Genomic DNA, 19,782 nt, shown 5'->3' on the forward strand with positions numbered 1-19,782 from the left:
CGCAGAAGTGACCCGGAGGACCCATGTCTCACAGCTATGAGGATACGCTCGCCGCGATGGGCGTGACCCTGCCCGACGCGCCAGCTCCCGCAGCCAATTACGTGCCGTGGATGCGCGTTGGCGATCTGGTCTACGTCTCCGGCCAGATCAGCCAGGATGAGAATGGCCTGATTACCGGGCACCTGACATCGCCAGACGATATCGAGCGCGGTGCCCATGCGGCCCGGCAATGTGCGATCTCGCTGCTGGCTCAGGTCAAGGCCGCCTGTGACGGGGATCTCGACCGCCTTGTGCGCGTCGTGAAACTTACCGGCTTTGTCGCCTCCGCGCCGAGTTTCACTGACCAGCCCAAGGTCGTGAACGGCGCCTCCGACTTCCTCGCCGAGGCACTGGGGGAGGCGGGTCGGCATACTCGCTCGGCCGTGGGCGCGGCCGCCTTGCCGATGAACGTCTCGGTAGAAATCGAAGGGATCTTCGAGGTCCGATGAGCCTGCCCGCCCATTTCATCCGGCGTCCTTTTGCCCATCGTGGGCTTCACGACAAAGCCTCCGGATGCATCGAGAACAGCCGCAGCGCCTTTCTGGCAGCCGTTGAGCATGGCTACGGTATAGAGCTCGACGTGCAGATCACCCGTGACGGCATTCCGGTCGTGTTCCATGATCCGGGGCTGGAGCGCCTGACGGGCCGGATTGGTTGGGTTGCGGATCACACAGCCGCCGAGTTGCGCGAAATGGTTCTGACCGGCGGGGCGGATGTGGTCCTGCCGCTGTCAGAGATCCTCGCGGAATTCGCGCCCAAAGCGCCCGTATTGGTAGAGATAAAGGCCCTTCCCGAGCAGGACCTCGCCGCCATCGGTTCGGCGGTGGGAGACGTGGTGCGGGCTGCGGTCCGTGGCGGGACCGAGATCGCGGTGATGAGCTTTGCCCCGACCTGCGTGCAGACGCTGGGGAAGATGCCTGCCCATGTCTATCGCGGCCTGACCGCTTGCCCGGCCGAAGATTACGCAGGCAGACTGTCTGCCGAGTTGCGTCAGTCACTGGCACAGATGGATGCGTGGACGGATGATCTTGAGTTCGTCAGCTACGATCACCGCGCCCTGAACATCCCGCGCATCGCGGAGTTGAAAGAGCGCGGTGCGAGCATTCTTTGCTGGACAGTCACAACACCTCAGCAGCAGGGCGAAGCGATGAAAATCGCCGATCAGATCACCTTTGAGTCGTTCCGACCCTGATGAATAACCGTCAGGGCACCCGGCCCATGGGCTGACCATTGAGCGAGAACGTCCCGTCGGGGCCCATCTCGATGCGAGACGTCAGTGTGTCCGGTCCCTCCCCTTCGGTGGTGAACATGCTGAGCCCCATCTGGAGACCGAACAACTGCTGCTGAGGGATCGTACCCAGCGCCATGAGATTCTGGATCAAGGCGTTGAACCCAGTCAATGTCACGCCGAAGCCACCGACAGGTCTCCCGAACACCCTCTCCGTCGACGGGGTCGCCGCGAACTGCACCCCTCCCTTCGCGGACATCTCCGCGCCGAGCAGTGAGAGCCGGAGATCATCAAGCGTCAACCGCTCGGGCCGGGGCGTTTCTCCGTTCATCACCGCGTCACCGGACAGAGCAAAGGACAGTTGCACGGGGTCGCGTGGCAGCGCCGCGGCGGGGTCAAAAAGCTGCCAGAGCTGCTCGCTCACCTCCACATCAGTCAGCGCCATATCGAGAGAGAACGGTTGCGCCGCGTCCCGACTCAGCGCCGGGACCTGGGCGCCGATCGTGGTCGCGCCGATCGTCATCGACGCATCGGGCAACGGAACGGCAGGACCCGAAAACCGGGCCTGAAGCCCCGCATAGCTTTGCCGCAGGATGATATCCTGCGCGTCGGACCGGATCTCATCCCGCGTCGGGCCGCTGTTCAGTGCAACAGCCATCCCGGGGCGGTCCGGTCTCTCGATTTGCATGTCCTGCGTGCCGCTCTCTGTGGTCAGCACTATCGAATACGGGCCGCTTCCGGGGACCGCAAACGCCTCGGGGTCTCCCTCGAATACGGCGGTGACGCCCTGACGGGTCAGAGCAACGCCCGGTGTTTCTCCCACCGGATCAATGATCAGAGCGAGCTCTGTCGCCTCCGCTGAACCGCTTTGCCCGAGATAGGAGAGCATCAGATTGTCGAGCTGCACCTGGGCAGCAGTCGCGCCGGAGGCCAGTGGCAGGCTGTCCGTTGCGATCCCCATCCGCTGCCCCGAGACGACGTAATCTGGGTCGGTCATCTCGCCCGATACCAGAACTGACATCTCCGTCAGGGTGAGTTCATAGGTCTCGCCCGCTGCGTTGGCTTGCGCAGTCGCGGGCAGATCCAGCCGGGTCGCCTCGCCTTCTGCGGCGAGGCTCAACTCGGTCAGAGCGAGGGTTGGCGCACCTGCGCCCCGCCCCACTTTCAGCACCGCGTTCTGGACAAGAAACCCCTCGCCGGCGTCCGAGATTTCGCCCGCGAGCGCCGTAATTTCGCCAGTTCCGGCCTGCCACTCCCCCCAAAGCGCCTCTGGCGTGATTTCAGCCTGAACTGGGGCATTCCATGACCCGAGCAGCGCAGTGGCAAAAGCGATCTTGGCAGCGTGGCGCATGACGGGCTCCGGGGTGATGTGCTCTGCGCAAAGATGGGGGCCGGGGAGCGAAGGGTCAAGCGCATCAACCGGTTGGCAGCGCAAGGATCGGAGCATAAGCTGTAATCAGGACAGGGAGAGATTTGCATGTCGGACATGTCGGGAAAGGTCGTTCTGATCACGGGCGCGAGCAAAGGGATCGGCGCCGAAGCGGCACGGGAATTTGTCCGTGCGGGGGCCAAGGTGGCGCTGTTGGCCCGCTCCCGCGCACCGATTGCCGATCTCGCAGGTGAGCTTGGTTCCGACACCGCCCTCGCTATCCCCTGCGACGTGTCGCGCTATTGGGAAATGCAGTCCGCCGTCGAGGCGACGGTCGAGGCATTTGGTGCCTTGGATATTCTGATCAATAATGCGGGCATCATCGACCCCATCGCCGATCTGTCGGCCGTCGATCCCGACGCGTGGAGCTTCGCGGTCGATGTGAACCTCAAGGGCGTTTTCCACGGGATGCGCGCCGCCTTGCCAGTGATGATGTCCCGAGGCGGCGGCACCATCATCACGGTTTCCTCGGGCGCCGCTTCGCGTCCCGTCGAGGGCTGGTCCCAGTACTGCGCCGCCAAAGCCGGAGCGGCGATGCTGACCCGTCAGGCCGATCTGGAATGCCGGGGCCGTGGTATCCGCGCCATGGGACTTTCACCGGGCACCGTCGCCACCGATATGCAGCGCGAGATCAAGGCGTCCGGCGTCAACGCCGTCAGCCGCCTCGACTGGTCCGATCACATCCCCGCGGACTGGCCCGCCAAGGCGCTGGTCTGGATGGCAGGACCGGCGGGCAACGACTGGCTGGGGGAAGAAGTGTCCCTGCGAGATGACACGATCCGCCGCGCTGTCGGCCTCGTGGCCTGACACATGGGACTGATCGAGACACGGGTGGAGGGCGGCCTGTGCCACATCACCCTCAACCGCCCGGATAAGGCCAACGCTCTTAGCTCAGCCATGCTGGAACAGTTGGTCGAAGCGGTGCAGCAAGCCAACGCCCGGCGCGCGCTGATCCTCACGGGGTCCGGCTCTGTGTTTTCCGCCGGGGCGGATCTGAAAGAAGCCGCCGAGGGCCTCGCAACCTCGCCCCTTTGGGAAAAGCTCTCTGCGGCTGTCTCGGACTATCCGGGGCTGAGCATCGCAGCGTTGAACGGACCGTGCGCCGGGGGGGCGATGGGCATGGTTCTGGCGGCTGACCTGAGGATTGCCATGCCGACGGCGCGGTTCTTCTATCCGGTGATGCGGATGGGCTACCTGCCACAGCCCTCCGACGTGCCGCGACTGACGCGGCTGATCGGGCCAGCGCGAGCAAAACTGATCCTCATGGGTGGTGCGAAAGTGTCTGCCACCGAGGCCCTGCAATTCGGCCTCATTGATCGCATTACCGAGGACATCGACGCCGAAATCGCCTCTCTGACCAAGGATTTGTGCGTGGCCAGCCCCGACCACGCGGCGGCGATCAGGCAGATGATCGTCCAAACCACCGCGACCTGAGGATATCACATGAGCGACACTGACCTGACCATCGCCCGGCACTATTTCGACGCGTTCAACGCCGGGGATGCCGAAGCGATGCTGAACCTCATCTCTGAGGACGTGCAGCACTTCGTTAATCAAGGCGACGTCCGGCACGGCAAGGATGCCTTTCGCGCCTTTCTCGCCGAGATGGACCGCGCCTATTCCGAGCATATCTCGGACTTGACGCTGTTCGACGGACCGCCGGGCCGCGTCGCTGCTGAGTTCACGATTGATGGGACCTACAAGGCCACACAGCCCAGTCTGCCGGCTGCGACAGGCCAGCGCTACAGCCTGCCGGTCGGATCCTTCCTCAGCATCACCAGCGGGCAGATCACCCGCGTAACCACGTATTACAACCTCGCCGACTGGCTGCGGCAGGTGAGTGAATGACGCCACGCTGCGAAACCCTGACCGGCGCAGCCATCAGCTCTGCCATCGAAGATCTGGCGCGGCTGCGCACAGAGGTGTTTCGCGACTGGCCTTATCTCTACGACGGCGACCCGGCGAATGAATCCAAGTACCTCCGTAGTTACCGCAACACACCAAACGCGATTCTGATCGCAGCAATGGATGGGGACCGGGTGGTGGGCTGCGCCACCGGGATGCCCCTCAGCCACCATCAGGACGCCCGCGATCTGCCTCTGACCGATCTGGGCCTGCGACTGGAGGACGTGTTCTACTGCGCAGAATCGGTACTGCTGCCGGAGTACAGAGGCCGCGGGCTTGGGCATGTCTTCTTTGACCGACGGGAGGCCCATGCCAAGGCGCTGGGCTTCAAAACCGCGCTTTTCTGCGCTGTCGAGCGGCCCGACAGCCATCCCGCACGGCCTCAGAATGCGCGGTCACTGGCACCATTCTGGAAGGGCCGCGGATACACGCCACGCGATGCCTTTGTGCGGATGCACTGGACGGATCTTGGGGACAACGGCCCCAGTAAAAAGCAACTCCGCGTCTGGACGCACGATCTGTGAGGATCGCTGCCGCTGCATGGCCACTGGACTGGCACGCGGACGCCACCAGCTACGCCGCCAAGCTGGACCGCTGGATCTCAGGCACCCAGGCGGATCTGCTGGTCTTTCCCGAATATGCCGGGATCGAAGCAAGTCTGACGGCCCGTCCCCCCGCAGATACGCCCGAAGACTGGCTCACCCACGCAGCGGCGGCGGCTGGCCCGGCGCTGGATGTGCACCGCACACTGGCCCGGTCCCACGGCAAACACATCCTCATGGGGAGCCTGCCGGTTGCCGAGGCGGGGCGCTTCGTCAATCGCGCTTACCTGATTGCACCGGACGGGTCGTATGTCTGGAACGACAAGCAGATCCCGACACCGTGGGAGCGCCGCCACACGACGCTCGCGTCCGGCGACCCGCTGCTGGTCTCCGACACTGCATGGGGCCGGATCGGTGTGCTGATCTGTCATGACGGCGAATTCCCCGAACTGTCGGCAGCGCTCGACTGCGACATCCTGCTGATACCAGCCTGCACCGATGGCCCCCACGGTGCAGCCCGTGTGCGGAATGCAGCCCGCGCACGCGCCCTGGAGGGATGCTGCATTACGGTGCTGTCGCAAACGGTGGGACCGCTCTCCGATTGCTGCTTTCTGGACGAAAACCATGGGCGCGCAGGAATTTACGGGCCACCAGACCGGGGATTTCCTCCAACCGGCATCCTGAACGAAAGCCTCCCAAATACACCCGGCTGGGCCGAGGCTGAGGTTCCCCTAGCGCAGCTACGCCGGTTACGTGATGGGCAGGGTGAGGTGCATCTGCCTCTTGACCGACCCGCCGCGATTGCGCGCGCTGGACTGGGCCGAAGTGCCGACATTTCAGGCTGAACAACTCGGCGTGAGCCCCCTTGGCCGCCCCGACGAAACCCGGCACCCAAGGGGGGCATTTTATCGTGAAAGGTCCGCCGATGTTCCGCAATCTTGCCTGCACGCTTCTCCTCACCCTGACACCGGTCGCTGCCAGCGCCGGTCCCATCGCGTTCGATGGCAACTGGCAGAACCAGAAGTTCCCCTTCCAAGCCGCCAACAGCTATCAGACCGATGGCAAGGGCGTGACGGTCACATCTCAAGACAGTGTCTCGCTGCTCTACCGTCGAACGCCGGACGCATCCTCCGCCAAATCCGCCCGTTGGAGTTGGTCAGTAACCGAGGGCGTGCCAGCCACGGATCTGCGACGGAAAGGCGGTGATGATCGGAATCTGGCCCTCTACTTCGTCTTTTCCGATGAGGCGACGGCTGGCACGCTGCAGGGCGCGTCGCTGCGCTCGCTACTTGGCGCAGAAAACGTGCGGGTCCTTGTCTATGTCTGGGGCGGGAATGCTACCCGGGGTGCCGTGCTGGACAGCCCCTATCTGGGATCGCGCGGAAAAACCGTGGTCTTGCGGAGCGCCGGAACCGGTTCCGCAACCGAACAGGTGAATTTCGACGCTGACTTGAAAAAGGCCTTCGGTGAGCGTCCTGCGGTCTTGCTGGGTGCTGCAATTTCTGCAGATAGCGACGACACCGACAGCCGTATTTCCGCACGGATCGACAGCCTGCGTCTCGACTAACCACAGAAGATCGTTGATTTTCCCTTCTCGGCTGTGCAGGTTAACGCTTGAGGGGGAGAGGCATGACGCATGAAATCGCAGTGCTTGGAATCTTCGCTGCGGATGCGGCATTTCGCTCCGCGAGACTGCCACAAAGAGGCGAGACGATCCTCGGCGACAGCTTCGCTCTGAGCCCCGGCGGAAAAGGCTCCAACCAGGCGATCGCTGCAGCGCGGGCCGGCGCCAAAGTTGCTATGTTGACCCGGATCGGGACTGACTCCTTCGGCGACATGGCTCTCTCGACCTGGGCCCAGGCAGGGGTGAGTTTCAAGGGAACGCAGACCCCGGATCATCCCACCGGGGCCGCGTTCATTCATGTGGACAGCGCCACCGGGGATAACGCAATCATCGTTGCGCCGGGCGCCGCCGGACAGATATCGCCTGCGGACATCGATGACTGGTCTAAGACGATCCGGGCCGCGAAAATCTTCATGTGCCAGTTAGAGCAGCCTCTTGATGCAGCATGCCATGCGTTGGAAATTGCTCGTTCGGCGGGCGTCACAACAATTCTTAACCCCGCCCCTGCCGCATCCCTGCCCCCGGACATGTTGTCATTCTGCGACTTTGTTACGCCCAATGAAACGGAGGCGGAGTCGCTCACCGGTTGTCCGGTCACGACCGTCGAAGAAGCCGAATTCGCAGCGCGCGAGCTGATTCGTTTGGGCGCGGGAGCGGCAATTATCACGCTCGGAGACCGTGGCGCCCTCTATTCCAGCGGAAATTCGCAGGTCTATGTCTCCGCTCTTACGGCAGGCCCTGTGGTCGAAACAACAGGAGCAGGTGACGCCTTTAATGGCGGTCTCGCTACAGCCCTTGCCGAAGGTCGTAACATCTCGGAGGCATTGCGTTTTGCCAACGCAACAGCCGCCATTTCTGTAACCCGATCCGGTGCTGCATCTTCCATGCCTGATCGGTACGAAACGGACAGTCTGCTCGCCTCCCCTAAATCAAACTGAAACCTAAAAAACGCCTGCAAGCCGAAAGGGTATATTTATTCCAGCGCGCTACGCTCCGAACATAGGGCAAGGACTACTTCTGTAATTCCGAAAGCGGGATCTATCACCCGCAACGTGGGGTAATGTAATGTTAGACAATCAATGGAACCTCGCTTCGGCGAGCACTTGGGGCGTGGACAGTTTTCAGTTTCTCCCGGATCGTCGAGCGGACGAGGCTCGCGTGGAACGCGCAGACCGCTGGAGTGAGGAACGCAGGCTCGAACTGTCACGTGATGGCGCCGATACAGTAGATTTTGACCTCCGCGAAGGCGTAGACCCGACTGCTCCCGGAACATTCGACTTTAGTCCGGAGCTACCTGATACGGCACAGGAGGCGAGGAGCGACGGACTTACCGCGCTCCCATTCAACGGCACTTTCGACGCCAGACCAGAGCGGACCGACGCCAAGGGCGGTGGTGCCAGGGGGGGCAAAAAGCAGAAGGATCCAGGCGGCGACACCACCGGTTCCGGTGACGGCGGCACGGGCAGCCCGGGCGACGGCCTGCTGACGACCTACACCAGCGGAGGTGACGCCTCGAATTACAACGTGACTGTGCAGTTCAACGGCAGCAACTGGACCGCCGCATTACAGGAAGATTTCGTCGCCGCTGCCGATTACCTCAGCTCAATCATTCTGGGCGATGTGGCAGATGTTTTTGTCTCAGGATTCGGCGCAGTTGACGACATTCTGATCACCGCAGACCTCATCGAAATCGATGGCGCTGGTGGCACGCTCGGTCGGGCGGGTCCGACCAGTTACAGAACCAGCGACTACCTTCCCGCAACGGGACTCATGGAATTCGATGTGGCAGACGCAGAGAATTTCGACGCCCGGGGGCTCTTTGATGACATCGTGTTGCACGAGATGATCCATGCGCTCGGCTTCGGCACAATGTGGGGATTGATGGACCTGGTGACCGGCGTGAATGGTGATCTGCGCTTTCGGGGCGAGCTGGCAACTGCCGCCTATAACGAGGACTTCGCCGACATCGCATCGACCGATATTCTTGCTCTTTACGGTGTCCCTGTCGAAACAGACTATGGCTCAGGAACAGCCGGCGGGCATTGGGACGAGGCAACATTCGACAATGAACTGATGACCGGCATCATCAACTCCGAGAACTACCTCTCTGACATGAGCATCGCCGCTCTCGAAGACATGGGCTACGACACGGTGATCGACAATCCGAACGACCCCACTGATCTCTGGGGCGATTTGATGGCCGCCTAATCCCGTAGGGTTAGAATCTTCACCCATTGAACGCCCTTCGCTCCAAAAGCGGAGGGCGTCACCTCCTAATAGACCGCAGCCTACACTTTCGCGAAATGGACGAAATCAATACCTGAGCTCATCATCTCCAGCGTGTAAATGGAGAGAATGGGCAGATGTATTTGGGATTTCTCAAACTCAGACTTCAAGACATCCTACGCGGCAAGCTCCCTGACTTTCATCCATTGCCAGATGACAACCCGATAGCCGAGTTCGACAAGGCGCAGGATAGCTTAACTCTCACAGATACCACAGGCCCTTTGCGTATAATTGAAACGATCGAACGCGATTTTTCCTATGCACTGTTTGAGGAATTGCAGGGCACCGACTTTGATCAGGTTCCTGGAAGGGAAAAGCAAGACTACGCATCAGCCAATGAAAAAGCGCTCAGCTCAATTGATAAAATCGTCGGCGTGACGATAAAAAAAGCCGGACACTGGAAGGGCTCAGGAGACGACAACGACGAAGATGGCGGACGCCTGACAAGCTATACCAGCGGCGGCGCTGCAGCGGAGAGCTTCAATGTGAAGGTGGTCTTCGACGGCTCCTACTGGACGAGTGCGCTGCAGCAGGACTTCATAGCAGCAGCCGAAACCGTCAGTCAGCTAATTCTCGGCGATGTTCCTGATGTCCGGTCGCGCAGCCAAGAGATTGATGACATTCTTATCTACGCCGCAATTGTCGAGATTGATGGCCCGGGCGGTGTGTTGGGCCGGGCCGGCCCCACTGGACACCGCGACACATCTAAGCTGCCTACGAAGGCGACGATGAGGTTTGACCTTTCGGATGCCGAAGCCCTTGATGTACGCGGGCAGTTCGGCTCGGTTGTCCTGCACGAAATGCTCCACTCTCTGGGTTTTGGATCCGCTTGGAATCAGATGGGCCTGACCTCGGACCTCAACGGTGATCTGCGCTTTACAGGTGCATTCGCCACAGAGATGTACATGGACGAATACGCTGAGATCGCACTGAACGATCCCCTGAGCGCCTTTGGCGTCCCGATTGAGATGGATGGCGGATCGGGAACCGCCGGATCCCATTGGGATGATTTGGTCTTCAACAGCGAGCTCATGTCGGGGTATCTCGACGGCGACAACGCAAACGACCTTTCAAAGATGACCGTCGCGGCCCTCGAAGACATGGGCTATGACACTTACCTGGACAACCCGTTCAATCCCCTGGATCTGTTTTCAGACTATGTGATGGCCTGAGACAGCCAAGGCCATCTGGTGATCAGGCGGCCTCTTCCGCTGGCTGATCGGCCTCGTCAGTGTCGTATGTTGCCCAGATGCGCGACCCGGGGCGAGGCGGACGATTGCAGTCGGCACGATGCATATGCACTTTGGCGATGAAGTTCGCCGAAATGGGTGCCGTGACGAAGAGGAACGCCATGATCAGGATCTCGCGCAACGATCCCGATCCGGTCGCGAATGAGTCGATTATTGACGCAACAAGGAAGGCCCCGACACCCAGCGTGCTGACCATGGTCGGCGCGTGAAGGCGCTTCATCGGCGTGTCGAATTTCAGCAGGCCGATAGCTCCGACGAGGGTAAAGAACGCCCCGATGGCGAGGCAGGTAACGGCGGCGAATTGCAGCAGAGTGTCGATCATTCGATGAGATCTCCCCGCAGGATGAAGCGCGCGAAGGCGACGGTGGACACAAAGCCGAGCATCGCGAAGAGCAAGGCGCCTTCGAAATAGAGATGGGTGCCCCCATAGATGCCAAGCAGGATGATCAGCGCGATGGCGTTCACGGTCATGGTATCCAGTGCCAGAACGCGGTCCCCCATGGACGGGCCGCGCAGCAGGCGGATCAGGCAGAGGAAGAGCGACAGCGACACGACGCTGGCCGCGATCAATGTGGCGCTTGTGATCATTCAAAGATCTCCTTCAACCGGCGCTCATAGCGGTCCTTGATCTCCTGCGCATCGGCGCGCGGATCGGCGCTGTCGATGGCGTGGACCAAGAGGTAGCTGCCATCGTCAGACAGATCCGCAGACACCGTTCCGGGCGTCAGCGTAATGGTCCCCGCGAGGATCGCGATGGTCTCCGGTCGCTTGATGTCCAGCGGGATGACCAGCCAGTGCGATCGCAGTTTGTCGGAGGGCCGGGTCAGGATCAGCCATGTCACCACGAGATTGGACACCATGATGTCCCATATTGCGATGAAGATGTACCCAACGAGTTTGATCACGTTCAGCGGACGCGGCCGGTCCCGCCAGTAAGGCGCAGTAATGAGCGGAATGACGATCCCGAGAAAGACCGCGAGCAACACGTTGGCCAGATGCACCGCATTGGTGAGCAAGCACCAGACGATGATCAGCAATACAGACAGGAAGGGATGCGGGATCAGCTTTTCCAGGAGACGTGCCATTACTGCGTATCCTCCTCATCACCTTTGTCTTCTGCGCCGTCGCGGGATTCCACATCGGCCAGATGGGCCTCGCCGGGGCTTGCCTCCTTATCCTCGCCGTGGTCGGACCCTTTGGCCTTATCGCCGTGAGACCCGAATGTCTTGCCCTCCGTCCCCAGTACGGTGGAGATATAGTTGTCCGGCGCAAAAAGCTGTGCCGTGGTATCGCGCAGATACGTTGTGATCTGGCCCGCAAGCACCGTGTGAACGATCAGCAGCCCGATCAACGTCAAGATGGCCAGCAGGGGCAGTTCCTTGGTCGGACGAAGCTCCGAGGCTGTCCGGGCGCGGGCGACTTCTTCTTCGCTGCAGTTTTCATCCAATTCCTGACCGTCGTCTGTCTGCTTGGCCTTCCAGAACAGGACCGAGCCTGCCCGGGCGAACGCCATGATCGCAATCAGGGACGAGATGAGCACGACGGCCCAGACCCACACGACCAGATCGGAGGCGATGGACGCCTGCAGGATCAGAAGCTTACCGATAAAGCCCGAGAGCGGCGGCATACCGACCATGGCGATCGCCGCGATGAAAAACATCGCCGCCACATAGGCCGCGCCTGGAATCGGTTCGCTGGCTTCGAGGCGGGCTCCCATCTTGCCGCGGTTTTCTATGACCAGATCGGCGATCAGGAACAGGGCCGCGGTGGCGAAAGTGGAGTGCGGGATATAATAGAGCGCTGCGGTAATGCTGTCGGGCGTCATGACCGCGATGGCGGTCATGACCATCCCCATCGAGCCAATCACCGAGAAGGCGATCATCCTGTCTACTCTCATTGCCGCAAGTGCGCCGACCATGCCGATCCCCATGGAGAACAGGGCCAGCGGCAGGAGCCAGACGGAGTAGAGATCCGCCGTGACCTCCAGATCCGGAGCAAAGACCAGCGTATACACGCGGATGATGGCATAGGCGCCGACCTTCGTCATGATGGCAAACAGCGCCGCGACCGGAGCAGGGGCGGCAGAGTAAGCCGAAGGCAGCCAGAAATGCAGAGGCACCAGCGCACCTTTGACAGCGAAGACCAGCAGCAACAGGACCGCCGCAATCCGGATGCCCGCATTGGCGTCGAGATCAATCAGCGGGATGCGCTGTGCCAGATCCGCCATGTTCAGGGTGCCTGTCTCGGCATAGATCAGGCCAAGCGCGAACAGGAAAAGCGTCGAGCCGAGCAGATTGAACAGCACATATTGGGTTCCGGTGCGCAGCCGGTACGACCCGCCGGAATGGACGATGAGGCCGTAGGACGAGATCAGCAGAACCTCGAAGAACACGAAGAGGTTAAAGACGTCGCCGGTCAGGAACGCCCCCATGATCCCCATGATCTGGAAATGGAACAGCGCATGGAAATGGTTCCCGCGCTTATCCCATCCTGATCCGGTCGCGTGGATAATGACAAGCAGGGCAAGGATCGCTGTCAGCAAAACCATGTAGGTCGAGAGCCGGTCGGCGACGAGAACGATGCCAAAGGGCGCTTGCCAGTGTCCGAGCTGATAGAGCGTGACTGTGCCATCATCGGCCTGAATGATCAGTCCGATGGCGATGGCCAGCAGAGCAATGGCGCCGCTGATCGACAGGACCCGCTGCACGCGCACATGGTGCCGGGCGACAAGGATGATCACGGCTGCCAGCATCGCGGGCAGCACGACGGGAAGGATAATCCAGTGGCTCACGCGCGCTCTCCTTCCTCATCCATGCCTTCGAGGAGGCCTTCGGGGTCAGGCTCGTTCACGTTGTCTTCTCCGGCGGAAAGATACGCGCCCAGCGCGATGATCACCACGACGGCGGTCATGCCAAAGGAGATCACGATGGCCGTCAGCACGAGTGCCTGAGGGATCGGATCCGTGTAGCGCGTCGCATCCTCCGACAGGATGGGCGGCGCGCCGACGACAAGCCGCCCGGAAGCGAACAGGAAGAAGTTCACCGCGTAGGTCAGCAGCGACGTTCCGACGATGACGGGAAAGGTCCGAAGCCGCATGACCAGATACAGTCCGGTCGCGGTCAGAACGCCAATGGCAGAGGCAACGAGGATCTCCATCAGTCGGCCTCCGTCCGTGAGGGGTCGATATCCATGGGATGATCGCTTTCTTCATAGTCTTTGTGGCGTGCCAGCCGCGCGAAGCTCGACAGGGACAGCAGAACCGCCCCAAACACCGCGAGGAACACGCCGAGGTCGAAGAACATGGCCGAGGCGACCTCGAATTTCTCCAGACCCGGAATCTTGATATAGGCGAAGGAGCTGGTCAGGAACGGATGGCCCACGAACCAGGCCCCGATGCCGGTCAGCCCGGCCACCAGCACACCGGCCCCGATAATGCCATGATGGGGGAAACGCTGGCGGTCATAGGTCCAGCCATAGCCCGAGGCCATATATTGCATGATGATCGCGATGGCGACGATCAGACCAGCGATGAAGCCCCCGCCCGGCATGTTATGCCCGCGCAAGAAGATATACGTGCCGACCAGCAGCACCACAGGCATGATCACCCGGGTGAGCACGACCATCATCAGCGGGTGCTTGTCGCCCGCGAGGGGCTTATCGGGTTTGCGATGCAGCAGCTTGGCGCGCACGGGGCCGCGCATCAGCATCGCTGTCAGGGCGTAGATGATGACAGCTGCGATGCCGAGGACGATGATCTCGCCAAAGGTATCAAAGCCCCGGAAGTCCACGAGGATCACATTCACCACGTTCGTTCCGCCCCCTCCGGGCTTACTATTGGCGAGGTGGTATTCAGCGATCGACGGCGACACGAAGTCACGCAGCAGCATCTGATAGGTCATGCCCGCAACCAGCAGGCCCGCGAAAATTGCAATGAAACCGTCCCGGATCTTGATCATCACCGGACTTTCGGCAGGCGTCTCGTTTGGCAGGAAATTCAGCGCCAAGAGCAGCAGAACCAGCGTTACCACCTCGACCGAGATTTGTGTCATCGCCAGATCCGGCGCCGAGAAGAAGGCGAAGGCGACCGAGAGCATCAGACCCACAATGCTCATCAGAATGAGCGTGGCAAAGCGGTTACGGTGGTACAGAACCATGGCGCAGGCCGAGATGATCATCAGTGCCCAGCCGGGAATGACCATCGGATGCATGTCCAGAGGCTCCCGCGTCACCGGCCCCAGAGTGCCGGACATGAACGCGTGCAGACCCAGCACCGAGACAGCCACGGCAAAGATCGCGGCCGAGCGGGTAAAGCTTCCGTCATGGGTGGGCCAGATGATCGCGCGGGACAGGGCGACCAGCGCGTTGACGATGGCATCGAAGATCTTCTTGGCGAACGGCACCGGCAAAAAGCCCCAGACCGCATTTGCGGGGCGGTAAAGAAGCAACAGGATTGCACCGCCCAGCACCGCGATACCCGACATTTTCAGTGCCGGGGTGACCCCGTGCCAGAGCTTGAAGTGCAGCTTTTCCGGGATCGTCCCGGCGCTGCCCATGACAGCCTCGGAGACGGCAAAGACGAAACCTTCGGCAATCCAGGGCAGCAGGCCAATCGCAATGATCGGGATGCAAAGCAGCGCCGGCGACACCCACATGCCGAACGGCGGATCATGAGGGTGATGCGGGTAATCGTGCCGCTCGGGGCCGGTAAAAGTATGGAAATACAGCCGGAAGGAATAGGCCGCTGAGAACAGCGCTCCTACCGTCGCCAGCACCGGGATCAGCCAGTGATTGCCAAGATAGGTCGTGTGCGCGGCCTCTTCGAGCATCATCTCCTTAGACAAAAAGCCGTTGAACAGTGGGATCCCCGCCATGGAGAGCGACGCGATGAGCGCGATCACCGTGGTGACCGGCATCAGATGGCGCAAGCCGCCGAGGCGGGTGATGTCGCGGGTGTGGGCTTCGTGATCCACGATACCCGCCGTCATAAACAGCGCTGCTTTGAAGGTTGCGTGGTTCAGGATATGAAACACTGCCGCCACCGCCGCGTAAGGGTTACCGGTGCCCAAGAGGAATACGATCAAACCCAGATGCGACACGGTGGAAAAGGCCAGCAACGCCTTCAGGTCGTTTTTAAACAGCGCGATGATCGCCGCGATGACCATTGTGATGATGCCGGTGCCGGAGACGAGGATCACCCAGATCTCTGTGCCCGAGAGCACCGGCCAAAGGCGGGCGAGCACGAAGATGCCCGCTTTAACCATGGTGGCCGAATGGAGATAGGCTGAGACCGGCGTCGGCGCCGCCATGGCGTGGGGTAGCCAGAAATGGAACGGGAACTGCGCGGATTTAGTAAAGCACCCGAGCAGGATCAGCAGCAGCGCCGGCACGTAGTAGGGCGAGGCCTGGATTTCTGCGCGGTGCTGGAGAATATCGGTGATGTTGTAGGATCCGGCGATCTGCCCGAGGATCACCATCCCCCCGATCATCGCGAGCCCGCCCATTCCGGTGACCGTCAGCGCCATCCGCGCGCCTTGCCGGCCATCGGGCAGGTGCTTCCAGAACCCGATGAGCAGGAAGGATGACAGCGAGGTCAGCTCCCAGAAGATCAGCAAAAGCAGGATGTTGTCACTGAGGACGATCCCCACCATCGCGCCCTGAAACAACAGCAGATAGGTGAAGAACTCGCCCATATTGTCATCGCGGGTCAGGTAGAACCGGGCGTAGATGATGATCAGACACCCGATCCCGAGGATCAGCAGGGCAAAGAAGAAGGCGAGCCAGTCGAGGTGGAAGGCGACGTTCAGACCCAGCGACGGGATCCAGTCCACTTCGACACGGGGCACGTTGCCCGCCAACAGCGCTGGTAGGTGGCTGAACAAGCCTATCAGCGCCAGTGCGGAAACGAGGAACGTCGTCATCGCACAGGCGCGGCGCCCGGCCTGTTGGATCACACCCGGCAACAAAGCGCCCAGGAACGGCAGCAGCACGATCAGGAAAAGGGACATCGGGCCTCTTGTCTTGTGTGTTTGCGCAAAATCTGTCCGATTGACCATGTATTCCAACCGGAAGTCCACCCCCCCGCGACAGGTTCTGGCGGTCTTCGCCGCCAGAGCGTGGACGGAACCGATCAAAGCAGCTAGGCATTGCGCAACAAAGGAAGCGCTATGACGAATTTCGTATACGAGGGCGATCTGCCCTCGACCCTCGATCTGGGTCCGGTTGTCGCCATCGACTGCGAGACCATGGGCCTGAACCCCCACCGGGACAGGCTATGCGTCGTCCAGATGTCCTCCGGGGACGGCAACGCCCATCTCGTGCAGGTGGCCAAGGGGCAGACTGAGGCTCCCAACCTGACACGCATGCTAGCCGATCCCAACGTGTTGAAACTGTTCCACTTCGGCCGGTTCGACATCGCCGCGTTGCTGCACACATTCGGCGTCGTCACCGCGCCGGTTTACTGTACGAAAATCGCCTCAAAGCTGGTGCGCACCTACACGGACCGTCACGGGCTGAAGCAGCTCCTGACAGAATTGCTCGGGGTAGATATTTCGAAATACCAGCAGCAGTCCGACTGGGGCGCAGAAACCCTGAGCACGGCGCAGATCGATTATGCGGCCTCCGACGTTCTGCATCTCCATGCGCTGCGCGAAAAACTTGACGAACGTCTCGAACGCGAAGGACGGACCGAGATGGCGCAAGCGTGCTTTGGCTTCCTGCCCATGCGTGCGCAGCTTGATCTCGAAGGCTGGCCGGAACAGGACATCTTCGCCCACTGACCGGGCCATCAGGCAGAGGATTGCATATGAGCATGTCCCAACCCCGGCATTTCGACAATCGCCATTCCCGCTGGGTGGCGAGACTGAAAATCCTGTTTCCGCTCATCGCCGTGATCCTGCTGTCGACAATGTTTCTGTTCTCGGACAAGCGCGATCAGGGCTCCAGTTTGCCATTCTCCGAAATCGAGATCGACCGCATCCTGACCGAGGGCCGTGTGGCAAAGCCGAGTTATACCGGCGTGGGGAGCAACGGCGCCGCCATAAATCTGTCGGCAGCCGAGGCTTGGCCCAATGCCGAAGGCCCCTACACCATTGAGGCCAATGAGATTGCGGGTGAGTGGGATGGAGTCAGCGGAAATCCGATCGCCTTGACCGCAAAAACGGGGCGGCTGCTGGAGCGCCAAAATCAGCTCCGCCTAACAGGCGGCGTTCTGGTTCGCGACTCCCATGGCTATCTGATCGAAGGCGAGACACTGCTGGTCGACCTGACGACGCTGGACCTGACCTCGGATCAGGACATAATTGGCTTTGGCCCCCCGGGACGGATCGACGCCGGTGGCCTGAAGGTCACGCGGGTGCAGGGGACGCCACTTGTGATATTCACGAATGGGGTCAGGGTGCTATACCAACCCGCAACCGCTGGAAGGGAAACCGACAAATGATGCTTCGACTCTTCGCCTTGTGCCTTTGTTGCGCATCACCGGTTTTGGCGCAGGGGACCGGGATTTCGCTTGGCGGGTTGACACAGGACACCTCCGCACCTGTCGAGGTCGTGGCCAACGAGTTGCAGGTCAACCAGACGGACGGACAAGCAACCTTTATCGGTGATGTTCTCGTCACTCAGGGTGATATGAAACTCTCGGCAGACCGGATCCTCGTAGACTACGCCACCGGCGGCGCGCAGGGGCGGATCGAGAAGCTCACAGCCAACGGCTCTGTCACTCTTATCACGCCTGAGGAAGCCGCCGAATCCCGGGCCGCGACCTACGTTATCGACACAGGCGAGGTGGTGATGACGGGTGACGTCCTTTTGACCCAAGGCGATACGGCACTCGCCGGAGAAAAACTGACCATCAATCTGGAGACCGGCACGGGCCAGATGTCGGGCCGCGTCCGCACAGTTTTTCAGACGAAGTCCGGGCAGTGATGCAAAAGACGGATGAACCGGCAGGGCAAGGTCTCGTCACGCAGCACCTCGCCAAGAGCTACAACAAGCGGCCTGTCATCCGCGATGTCAGCCTGCATCTGAAGACGGGCGAAGTGGTGGCGTTGCTTGGACCGAACGGGTCGGGCAAGACAACATGTTTCTACGCCATCGCCGGTTTGGTTCCTCCCGACGGCGGACGGGTCAGCATCGATGGTCAGGAGGTGACCGGACTGCCCATGTACCGCCGCGCTAGGATGGGCATTGGCTATCTTCCGCAGGAGAACTCGATCTTTCGGGGGCTGACGGTCGAGCAGAACATCCGCGCCATCCTTGAGATTTCCGAGCGCAGTGCACAAACCCGGAATGACCGGCTCGAATCGCTGTTGGACGAGTTTTCCATAGATCATTTACGAGATACGCCCGCCGTGGCGCTCTCAGGCGGAGAACGGCGCCGGGTCGAGATCGCCCGCTGCCTTGCCGCAAATCCGCGCTATCTGCTTCTTGATGAACCTTTTGCGGGTGTCGACCCGATCGCGGTTGGCGATATCCGGAATCTGGTGTCCAGCCTCACACGGCGCGGGCTTGGTGTTCTGATCACCGATCACAACGTTCGGGAAACGCTGATGATCGTCGATCGTGCCTATATCCTTCACGACGGTCACGTGCTGATGAGCGGCAGCAGCGATGAAGTCATCGCTGACCCCGACGTACAGCGCGTTTATCTGGGTTCGAATTTCAACCTGTAACGCCCCTACTCTTTTGGTCAGATCCGCTTGACAGCGGCGGGTAAATGGGCGCCAAATGGGGCCATGCAGTGGATGTTTTTGCAGTTACATTTTGAAGGAAAATCAAATTCTAACAAGGATTTGAACAAACATCCTCAATCCGGCCAAAACACCACCGCTTTCTACCCACGCCCCGAGATTACTGCCGCTCGCAGTGGTCGATGGTCGTGATTCCCAGAGAGGAGAATCGAGTATGCGCTACCAGATCAGTGGGAAACAGATTGATATCGGCGAGGCTCTGCAAACCCATGTGCAGACCGAAATTGAGGCTGCGATCAGCAAATACGCAGGCCGACCGACCGATGCGCTCGTGGTGTTCTCCAAGGACGGCCCGGCCTATGCCTGCGAGGCGGTTGTTCATCTGTCCACCGGACTGACCGTGCAGGCCAAAGCGAAAGAGCATGAGATCTACGCGGCCTGTGATGCCGCCGTTGAAAAAATGGAAAAGCAGCTTCGCCGCTACAAGCGCCGGTTGAAGGACCACCATAAGGAGCGGGCCGAACCGGTTGAAGTTTCCGGCGCAGCGTCGTATGTTATCGCGGGAAACGATGAGGCGCATGACAACGAGCCCGAGAGCTTGCAGCCGATCATCGTAGCTGAGATGGAGACACGCATCCCCTCGCTGTCAGTCGGTGAGGCGGTTATGCAAATGGAACTCGCAGGCGCTCCGGTGCTGGTGTTTCGAAACGAAAAACAGGCGAACGGAGTAAACGTGGTTTACCGACGGGATGATGGAAATATCGGCTGGATCGACCCCCAAGGGTAGATCTC

23 protein-coding genes are annotated in these 19,782 nt (G+C 60.8%); 16 read left to right on the top strand and 7 right to left on the bottom strand.

The window, feature by feature from the left end:
• Positions 1 to 23: 23 nt before the first annotated feature.
• Both FEV53_RS04130 and FEV53_RS04135 read left to right on the top strand, forming a co-directional pair.
• Positions 24 to 488 carry a RidA family protein gene (locus tag FEV53_RS04130; protein ID WP_142833555.1) on the top strand — a complete coding sequence of 155 codons (465 nt, stop codon included), beginning with the start codon at positions 24 to 26 and terminating at the stop codon, positions 486 to 488.
• Positions 485 to 1,231: a glycerophosphodiester phosphodiesterase family protein gene (locus tag FEV53_RS04135; protein WP_142833556.1), complete on the top strand. Its 747-nt coding sequence runs from the start codon at positions 485 to 487 to the stop codon at positions 1,229 to 1,231. The genes FEV53_RS04130 and FEV53_RS04135 overlap by 4 nt, the downstream gene beginning before the upstream one ends.
• 10 nt (positions 1,232 to 1,241) lie before the next feature.
• On the opposite strand, the gene FEV53_RS04140 is transcribed toward FEV53_RS04135, so the two are convergent.
• Positions 1,242 to 2,618: a DUF2125 domain-containing protein gene (locus tag FEV53_RS04140; RefSeq protein ID WP_142833557.1), complete on the bottom strand. Its 1,377-nt coding sequence runs from the start codon at positions 2,616 to 2,618 to the stop codon at positions 1,242 to 1,244.
• A 126-nt stretch (positions 2,619 to 2,744) separates the two neighbouring features.
• On the opposite strand from FEV53_RS04140, the gene FEV53_RS04145 reads away from it, so the two are divergent.
• The 9 genes from FEV53_RS04145 to FEV53_RS04185 all read left to right on the top strand — a co-directional run bounded on the left by FEV53_RS04145 (position 2,745) and on the right by FEV53_RS04185 (position 10,225).
• Positions 2,745 to 3,503, top strand: coding sequence for an SDR family oxidoreductase (locus FEV53_RS04145; RefSeq protein ID WP_142833558.1), 759 nt, complete (start codon positions 2,745 to 2,747; stop codon positions 3,501 to 3,503).
• A 3-nt stretch (positions 3,504 to 3,506) separates the two neighbouring features.
• The gene (locus FEV53_RS04150) at positions 3,507 to 4,130 is read left to right on the top strand and encodes an enoyl-CoA hydratase/isomerase family protein (protein ID WP_142833559.1); all 624 of its coding nucleotides are present in this window, start codon (positions 3,507 to 3,509) and stop codon (positions 4,128 to 4,130) included.
• A gap of 9 nt (positions 4,131 to 4,139) precedes the next feature.
• Positions 4,140 to 4,544, top strand: coding sequence for a ketosteroid isomerase-related protein (locus FEV53_RS04155; RefSeq protein WP_142833560.1), 405 nt, complete (start codon positions 4,140 to 4,142; stop codon positions 4,542 to 4,544).
• On the top strand, positions 4,541 to 5,125 hold the full coding sequence (locus FEV53_RS04160; RefSeq protein WP_142833561.1) for a GNAT family N-acetyltransferase: 585 nt from the start codon (positions 4,541 to 4,543) through the stop codon (positions 5,123 to 5,125). The genes FEV53_RS04155 and FEV53_RS04160 overlap by 4 nt, the downstream gene beginning before the upstream one ends.
• Positions 5,122 to 5,988: a nitrilase-related carbon-nitrogen hydrolase gene (locus FEV53_RS04165; protein WP_185962098.1), complete on the top strand. Its 867-nt coding sequence runs from the start codon at positions 5,122 to 5,124 to the stop codon at positions 5,986 to 5,988. The genes FEV53_RS04160 and FEV53_RS04165 overlap by 4 nt, the downstream gene beginning before the upstream one ends.
• A gap of 20 nt (positions 5,989 to 6,008) precedes the next feature.
• Positions 6,009 to 6,710 (top strand): DUF3047 domain-containing protein, encoded by a 702-nt coding sequence (locus tag FEV53_RS04170; protein WP_246100725.1) that lies wholly within the window; start codon positions 6,009 to 6,011, stop codon positions 6,708 to 6,710.
• A 62-nt stretch (positions 6,711 to 6,772) separates the two neighbouring features.
• On the top strand, positions 6,773 to 7,705 hold the full coding sequence (gene rbsK / locus FEV53_RS04175; protein ID WP_142833563.1) for a ribokinase: 933 nt from the start codon (positions 6,773 to 6,775) through the stop codon (positions 7,703 to 7,705).
• A gap of 220 nt (positions 7,706 to 7,925) precedes the next feature.
• Positions 7,926 to 8,975, top strand: coding sequence for a leishmanolysin-related zinc metalloendopeptidase (locus FEV53_RS04180; protein WP_185962099.1), 1,050 nt, complete (start codon positions 7,926 to 7,928; stop codon positions 8,973 to 8,975).
• Between the two features lie 155 nt (positions 8,976 to 9,130).
• Positions 9,131 to 10,225, top strand: coding sequence for a leishmanolysin-related zinc metalloendopeptidase (locus tag FEV53_RS04185; RefSeq protein ID WP_142833565.1), 1,095 nt, complete (start codon positions 9,131 to 9,133; stop codon positions 10,223 to 10,225).
• A gap of 22 nt (positions 10,226 to 10,247) precedes the next feature.
• Here the strand turns inward: FEV53_RS04185 and FEV53_RS04190 are convergent, their stop codons facing one another.
• From FEV53_RS04190 to FEV53_RS04215, 6 genes are read right to left on the bottom strand one after another with little or no spacing between them, the layout of a single operon-like run.
• Entirely contained in the window at positions 10,248 to 10,625 is a 378-nt protein-coding gene (locus FEV53_RS04190) for a cation:proton antiporter (protein ID WP_142833566.1), read from the bottom strand.
• Positions 10,622 to 10,891, bottom strand: coding sequence for a K+/H+ antiporter subunit F (locus tag FEV53_RS04195; RefSeq protein WP_142833567.1), 270 nt, complete (start codon positions 10,889 to 10,891; stop codon positions 10,622 to 10,624). The genes FEV53_RS04190 and FEV53_RS04195 overlap by 4 nt, the downstream gene beginning before the upstream one ends.
• Complete coding sequence (locus FEV53_RS04200) at positions 10,888 to 11,388, bottom strand: Na+/H+ antiporter subunit E (protein WP_142833568.1); 501 nt, start codon at positions 11,386 to 11,388, stop codon at positions 10,888 to 10,890. Before FEV53_RS04200 ends, FEV53_RS04195 begins: the two co-directional genes overlap by 4 nt.
• A complete protein-coding gene (locus FEV53_RS04205) occupies positions 11,388 to 13,094 on the bottom strand; it encodes a monovalent cation/H+ antiporter subunit D (protein WP_142833569.1) in 1,707 nt (568 codons plus the stop codon). The genes FEV53_RS04200 and FEV53_RS04205 overlap by 1 nt, the downstream gene beginning before the upstream one ends.
• Positions 13,091 to 13,459, bottom strand: coding sequence for a Na+/H+ antiporter subunit C (locus FEV53_RS04210; protein ID WP_142833570.1), 369 nt, complete (start codon positions 13,457 to 13,459; stop codon positions 13,091 to 13,093). Before FEV53_RS04210 ends, FEV53_RS04205 begins: the two co-directional genes overlap by 4 nt.
• Positions 13,459 to 16,308 (bottom strand): monovalent cation/H+ antiporter subunit A, encoded by a 2,850-nt coding sequence (locus FEV53_RS04215; protein ID WP_142833571.1) that lies wholly within the window; start codon positions 16,306 to 16,308, stop codon positions 13,459 to 13,461. Before FEV53_RS04215 ends, FEV53_RS04210 begins: the two co-directional genes overlap by 1 nt.
• A 159-nt stretch (positions 16,309 to 16,467) precedes the next feature.
• Between FEV53_RS04215 and FEV53_RS04220 the strand changes: the two genes are divergently transcribed.
• The 5 genes from FEV53_RS04220 (at position 16,468) to hpf (ending at position 19,777) form a co-directional block, all read left to right on the top strand.
• The gene (locus tag FEV53_RS04220; RefSeq protein ID WP_142833572.1) at positions 16,468 to 17,079 is read left to right on the top strand and encodes a ribonuclease D; all 612 of its coding nucleotides are present in this window, start codon (positions 16,468 to 16,470) and stop codon (positions 17,077 to 17,079) included.
• A gap of 26 nt (positions 17,080 to 17,105) precedes the next feature.
• Positions 17,106 to 17,741, top strand: a complete 636-nt coding sequence (lptC, locus tag FEV53_RS04225) for an LPS export ABC transporter periplasmic protein LptC (protein WP_142833573.1) — start codon at positions 17,106 to 17,108, stop codon at positions 17,739 to 17,741.
• On the top strand, positions 17,741 to 18,226 hold the full coding sequence (gene lptA / locus FEV53_RS04230) for a lipopolysaccharide transport periplasmic protein LptA (RefSeq protein ID WP_142833639.1): 486 nt from the start codon (positions 17,741 to 17,743) through the stop codon (positions 18,224 to 18,226). The genes lptC and lptA overlap by 1 nt, the downstream gene beginning before the upstream one ends.
• Positions 18,226 to 18,972, top strand: a complete 747-nt coding sequence (gene lptB, locus FEV53_RS04235) for an LPS export ABC transporter ATP-binding protein (RefSeq protein ID WP_142833574.1) — start codon at positions 18,226 to 18,228, stop codon at positions 18,970 to 18,972. Before lptA ends, lptB begins: the two co-directional genes overlap by 1 nt.
• Positions 18,973 to 19,204: 232 nt before the next feature.
• Entirely contained in the window at positions 19,205 to 19,777 is a 573-nt protein-coding gene (gene hpf / locus FEV53_RS04240) for a ribosome hibernation-promoting factor, HPF/YfiA family (RefSeq protein ID WP_142833575.1), read from the top strand.
• The last annotated feature ends 5 nt before the right edge of the window (positions 19,778 to 19,782 follow it).

It is taken from the genome of Palleronia caenipelagi (genome assembly GCF_007004065.1).
Lineage (GTDB): Bacteria > Pseudomonadota > Alphaproteobacteria > Rhodobacterales > Rhodobacteraceae > Palleronia > Palleronia caenipelagi.

Bases quoted from the DNA above. Each gene is read 5' to 3' on its own strand.
- FEV53_RS04190 (WP_142833566.1), bottom strand. From the start codon at position 10,625: ATGATCGACACTCTGCTGCAATTCGCCGCCGTTACCTGCCTCGCCATC.
- rbsK (WP_142833563.1), top strand. From the start codon at position 6,773: ATGACGCATGAAATCGCAGTGCTTGGAATCTTCGCTGCGGATGCGGCA.
- FEV53_RS04140 (WP_142833557.1), bottom strand. From the start codon at position 2,618: ATGCGCCACGCTGCCAAGATCGCTTTTGCCACTGCGCTGCTCGGGTCA.
- lptB (WP_142833574.1), top strand. From the start codon at position 18,226: ATGCAAAAGACGGATGAACCGGCAGGGCAAGGTCTCGTCACGCAGCAC.
- lptA (WP_142833639.1), top strand. From the start codon at position 17,741: ATGCTTCGACTCTTCGCCTTGTGCCTTTGTTGCGCATCACCGGTTTTG.
- FEV53_RS04155 (WP_142833560.1), top strand. From the start codon at position 4,140: ATGAGCGACACTGACCTGACCATCGCCCGGCACTATTTCGACGCGTTC.
- FEV53_RS04215 (WP_142833571.1), bottom strand. From the start codon at position 16,308: ATGTCCCTTTTCCTGATCGTGCTGCTGCCGTTCCTGGGCGCTTTGTTG.
- hpf (WP_142833575.1), top strand. From the start codon at position 19,205: ATGCGCTACCAGATCAGTGGGAAACAGATTGATATCGGCGAGGCTCTG.
- FEV53_RS04185 (WP_142833565.1), top strand. From the start codon at position 9,131: ATGTATTTGGGATTTCTCAAACTCAGACTTCAAGACATCCTACGCGGC.
- FEV53_RS04130 (WP_142833555.1), top strand. From the start codon at position 24: ATGTCTCACAGCTATGAGGATACGCTCGCCGCGATGGGCGTGACCCTG.
- lptC (WP_142833573.1), top strand. From the start codon at position 17,106: ATGAGCATGTCCCAACCCCGGCATTTCGACAATCGCCATTCCCGCTGG.
- FEV53_RS04145 (WP_142833558.1), top strand. From the start codon at position 2,745: ATGTCGGACATGTCGGGAAAGGTCGTTCTGATCACGGGCGCGAGCAAA.
- FEV53_RS04160 (WP_142833561.1), top strand. From the start codon at position 4,541: ATGACGCCACGCTGCGAAACCCTGACCGGCGCAGCCATCAGCTCTGCC.
- FEV53_RS04195 (WP_142833567.1), bottom strand. From the start codon at position 10,891: ATGATCACAAGCGCCACATTGATCGCGGCCAGCGTCGTGTCGCTGTCG.
- FEV53_RS04135 (WP_142833556.1), top strand. From the start codon at position 485: ATGAGCCTGCCCGCCCATTTCATCCGGCGTCCTTTTGCCCATCGTGGG.
- FEV53_RS04210 (WP_142833570.1), bottom strand. From the start codon at position 13,459: ATGGAGATCCTCGTTGCCTCTGCCATTGGCGTTCTGACCGCGACCGGA.
- FEV53_RS04200 (WP_142833568.1), bottom strand. From the start codon at position 11,388: ATGGCACGTCTCCTGGAAAAGCTGATCCCGCATCCCTTCCTGTCTGTA.
- FEV53_RS04220 (WP_142833572.1), top strand. From the start codon at position 16,468: ATGACGAATTTCGTATACGAGGGCGATCTGCCCTCGACCCTCGATCTG.
- FEV53_RS04150 (WP_142833559.1), top strand. From the start codon at position 3,507: ATGGGACTGATCGAGACACGGGTGGAGGGCGGCCTGTGCCACATCACC.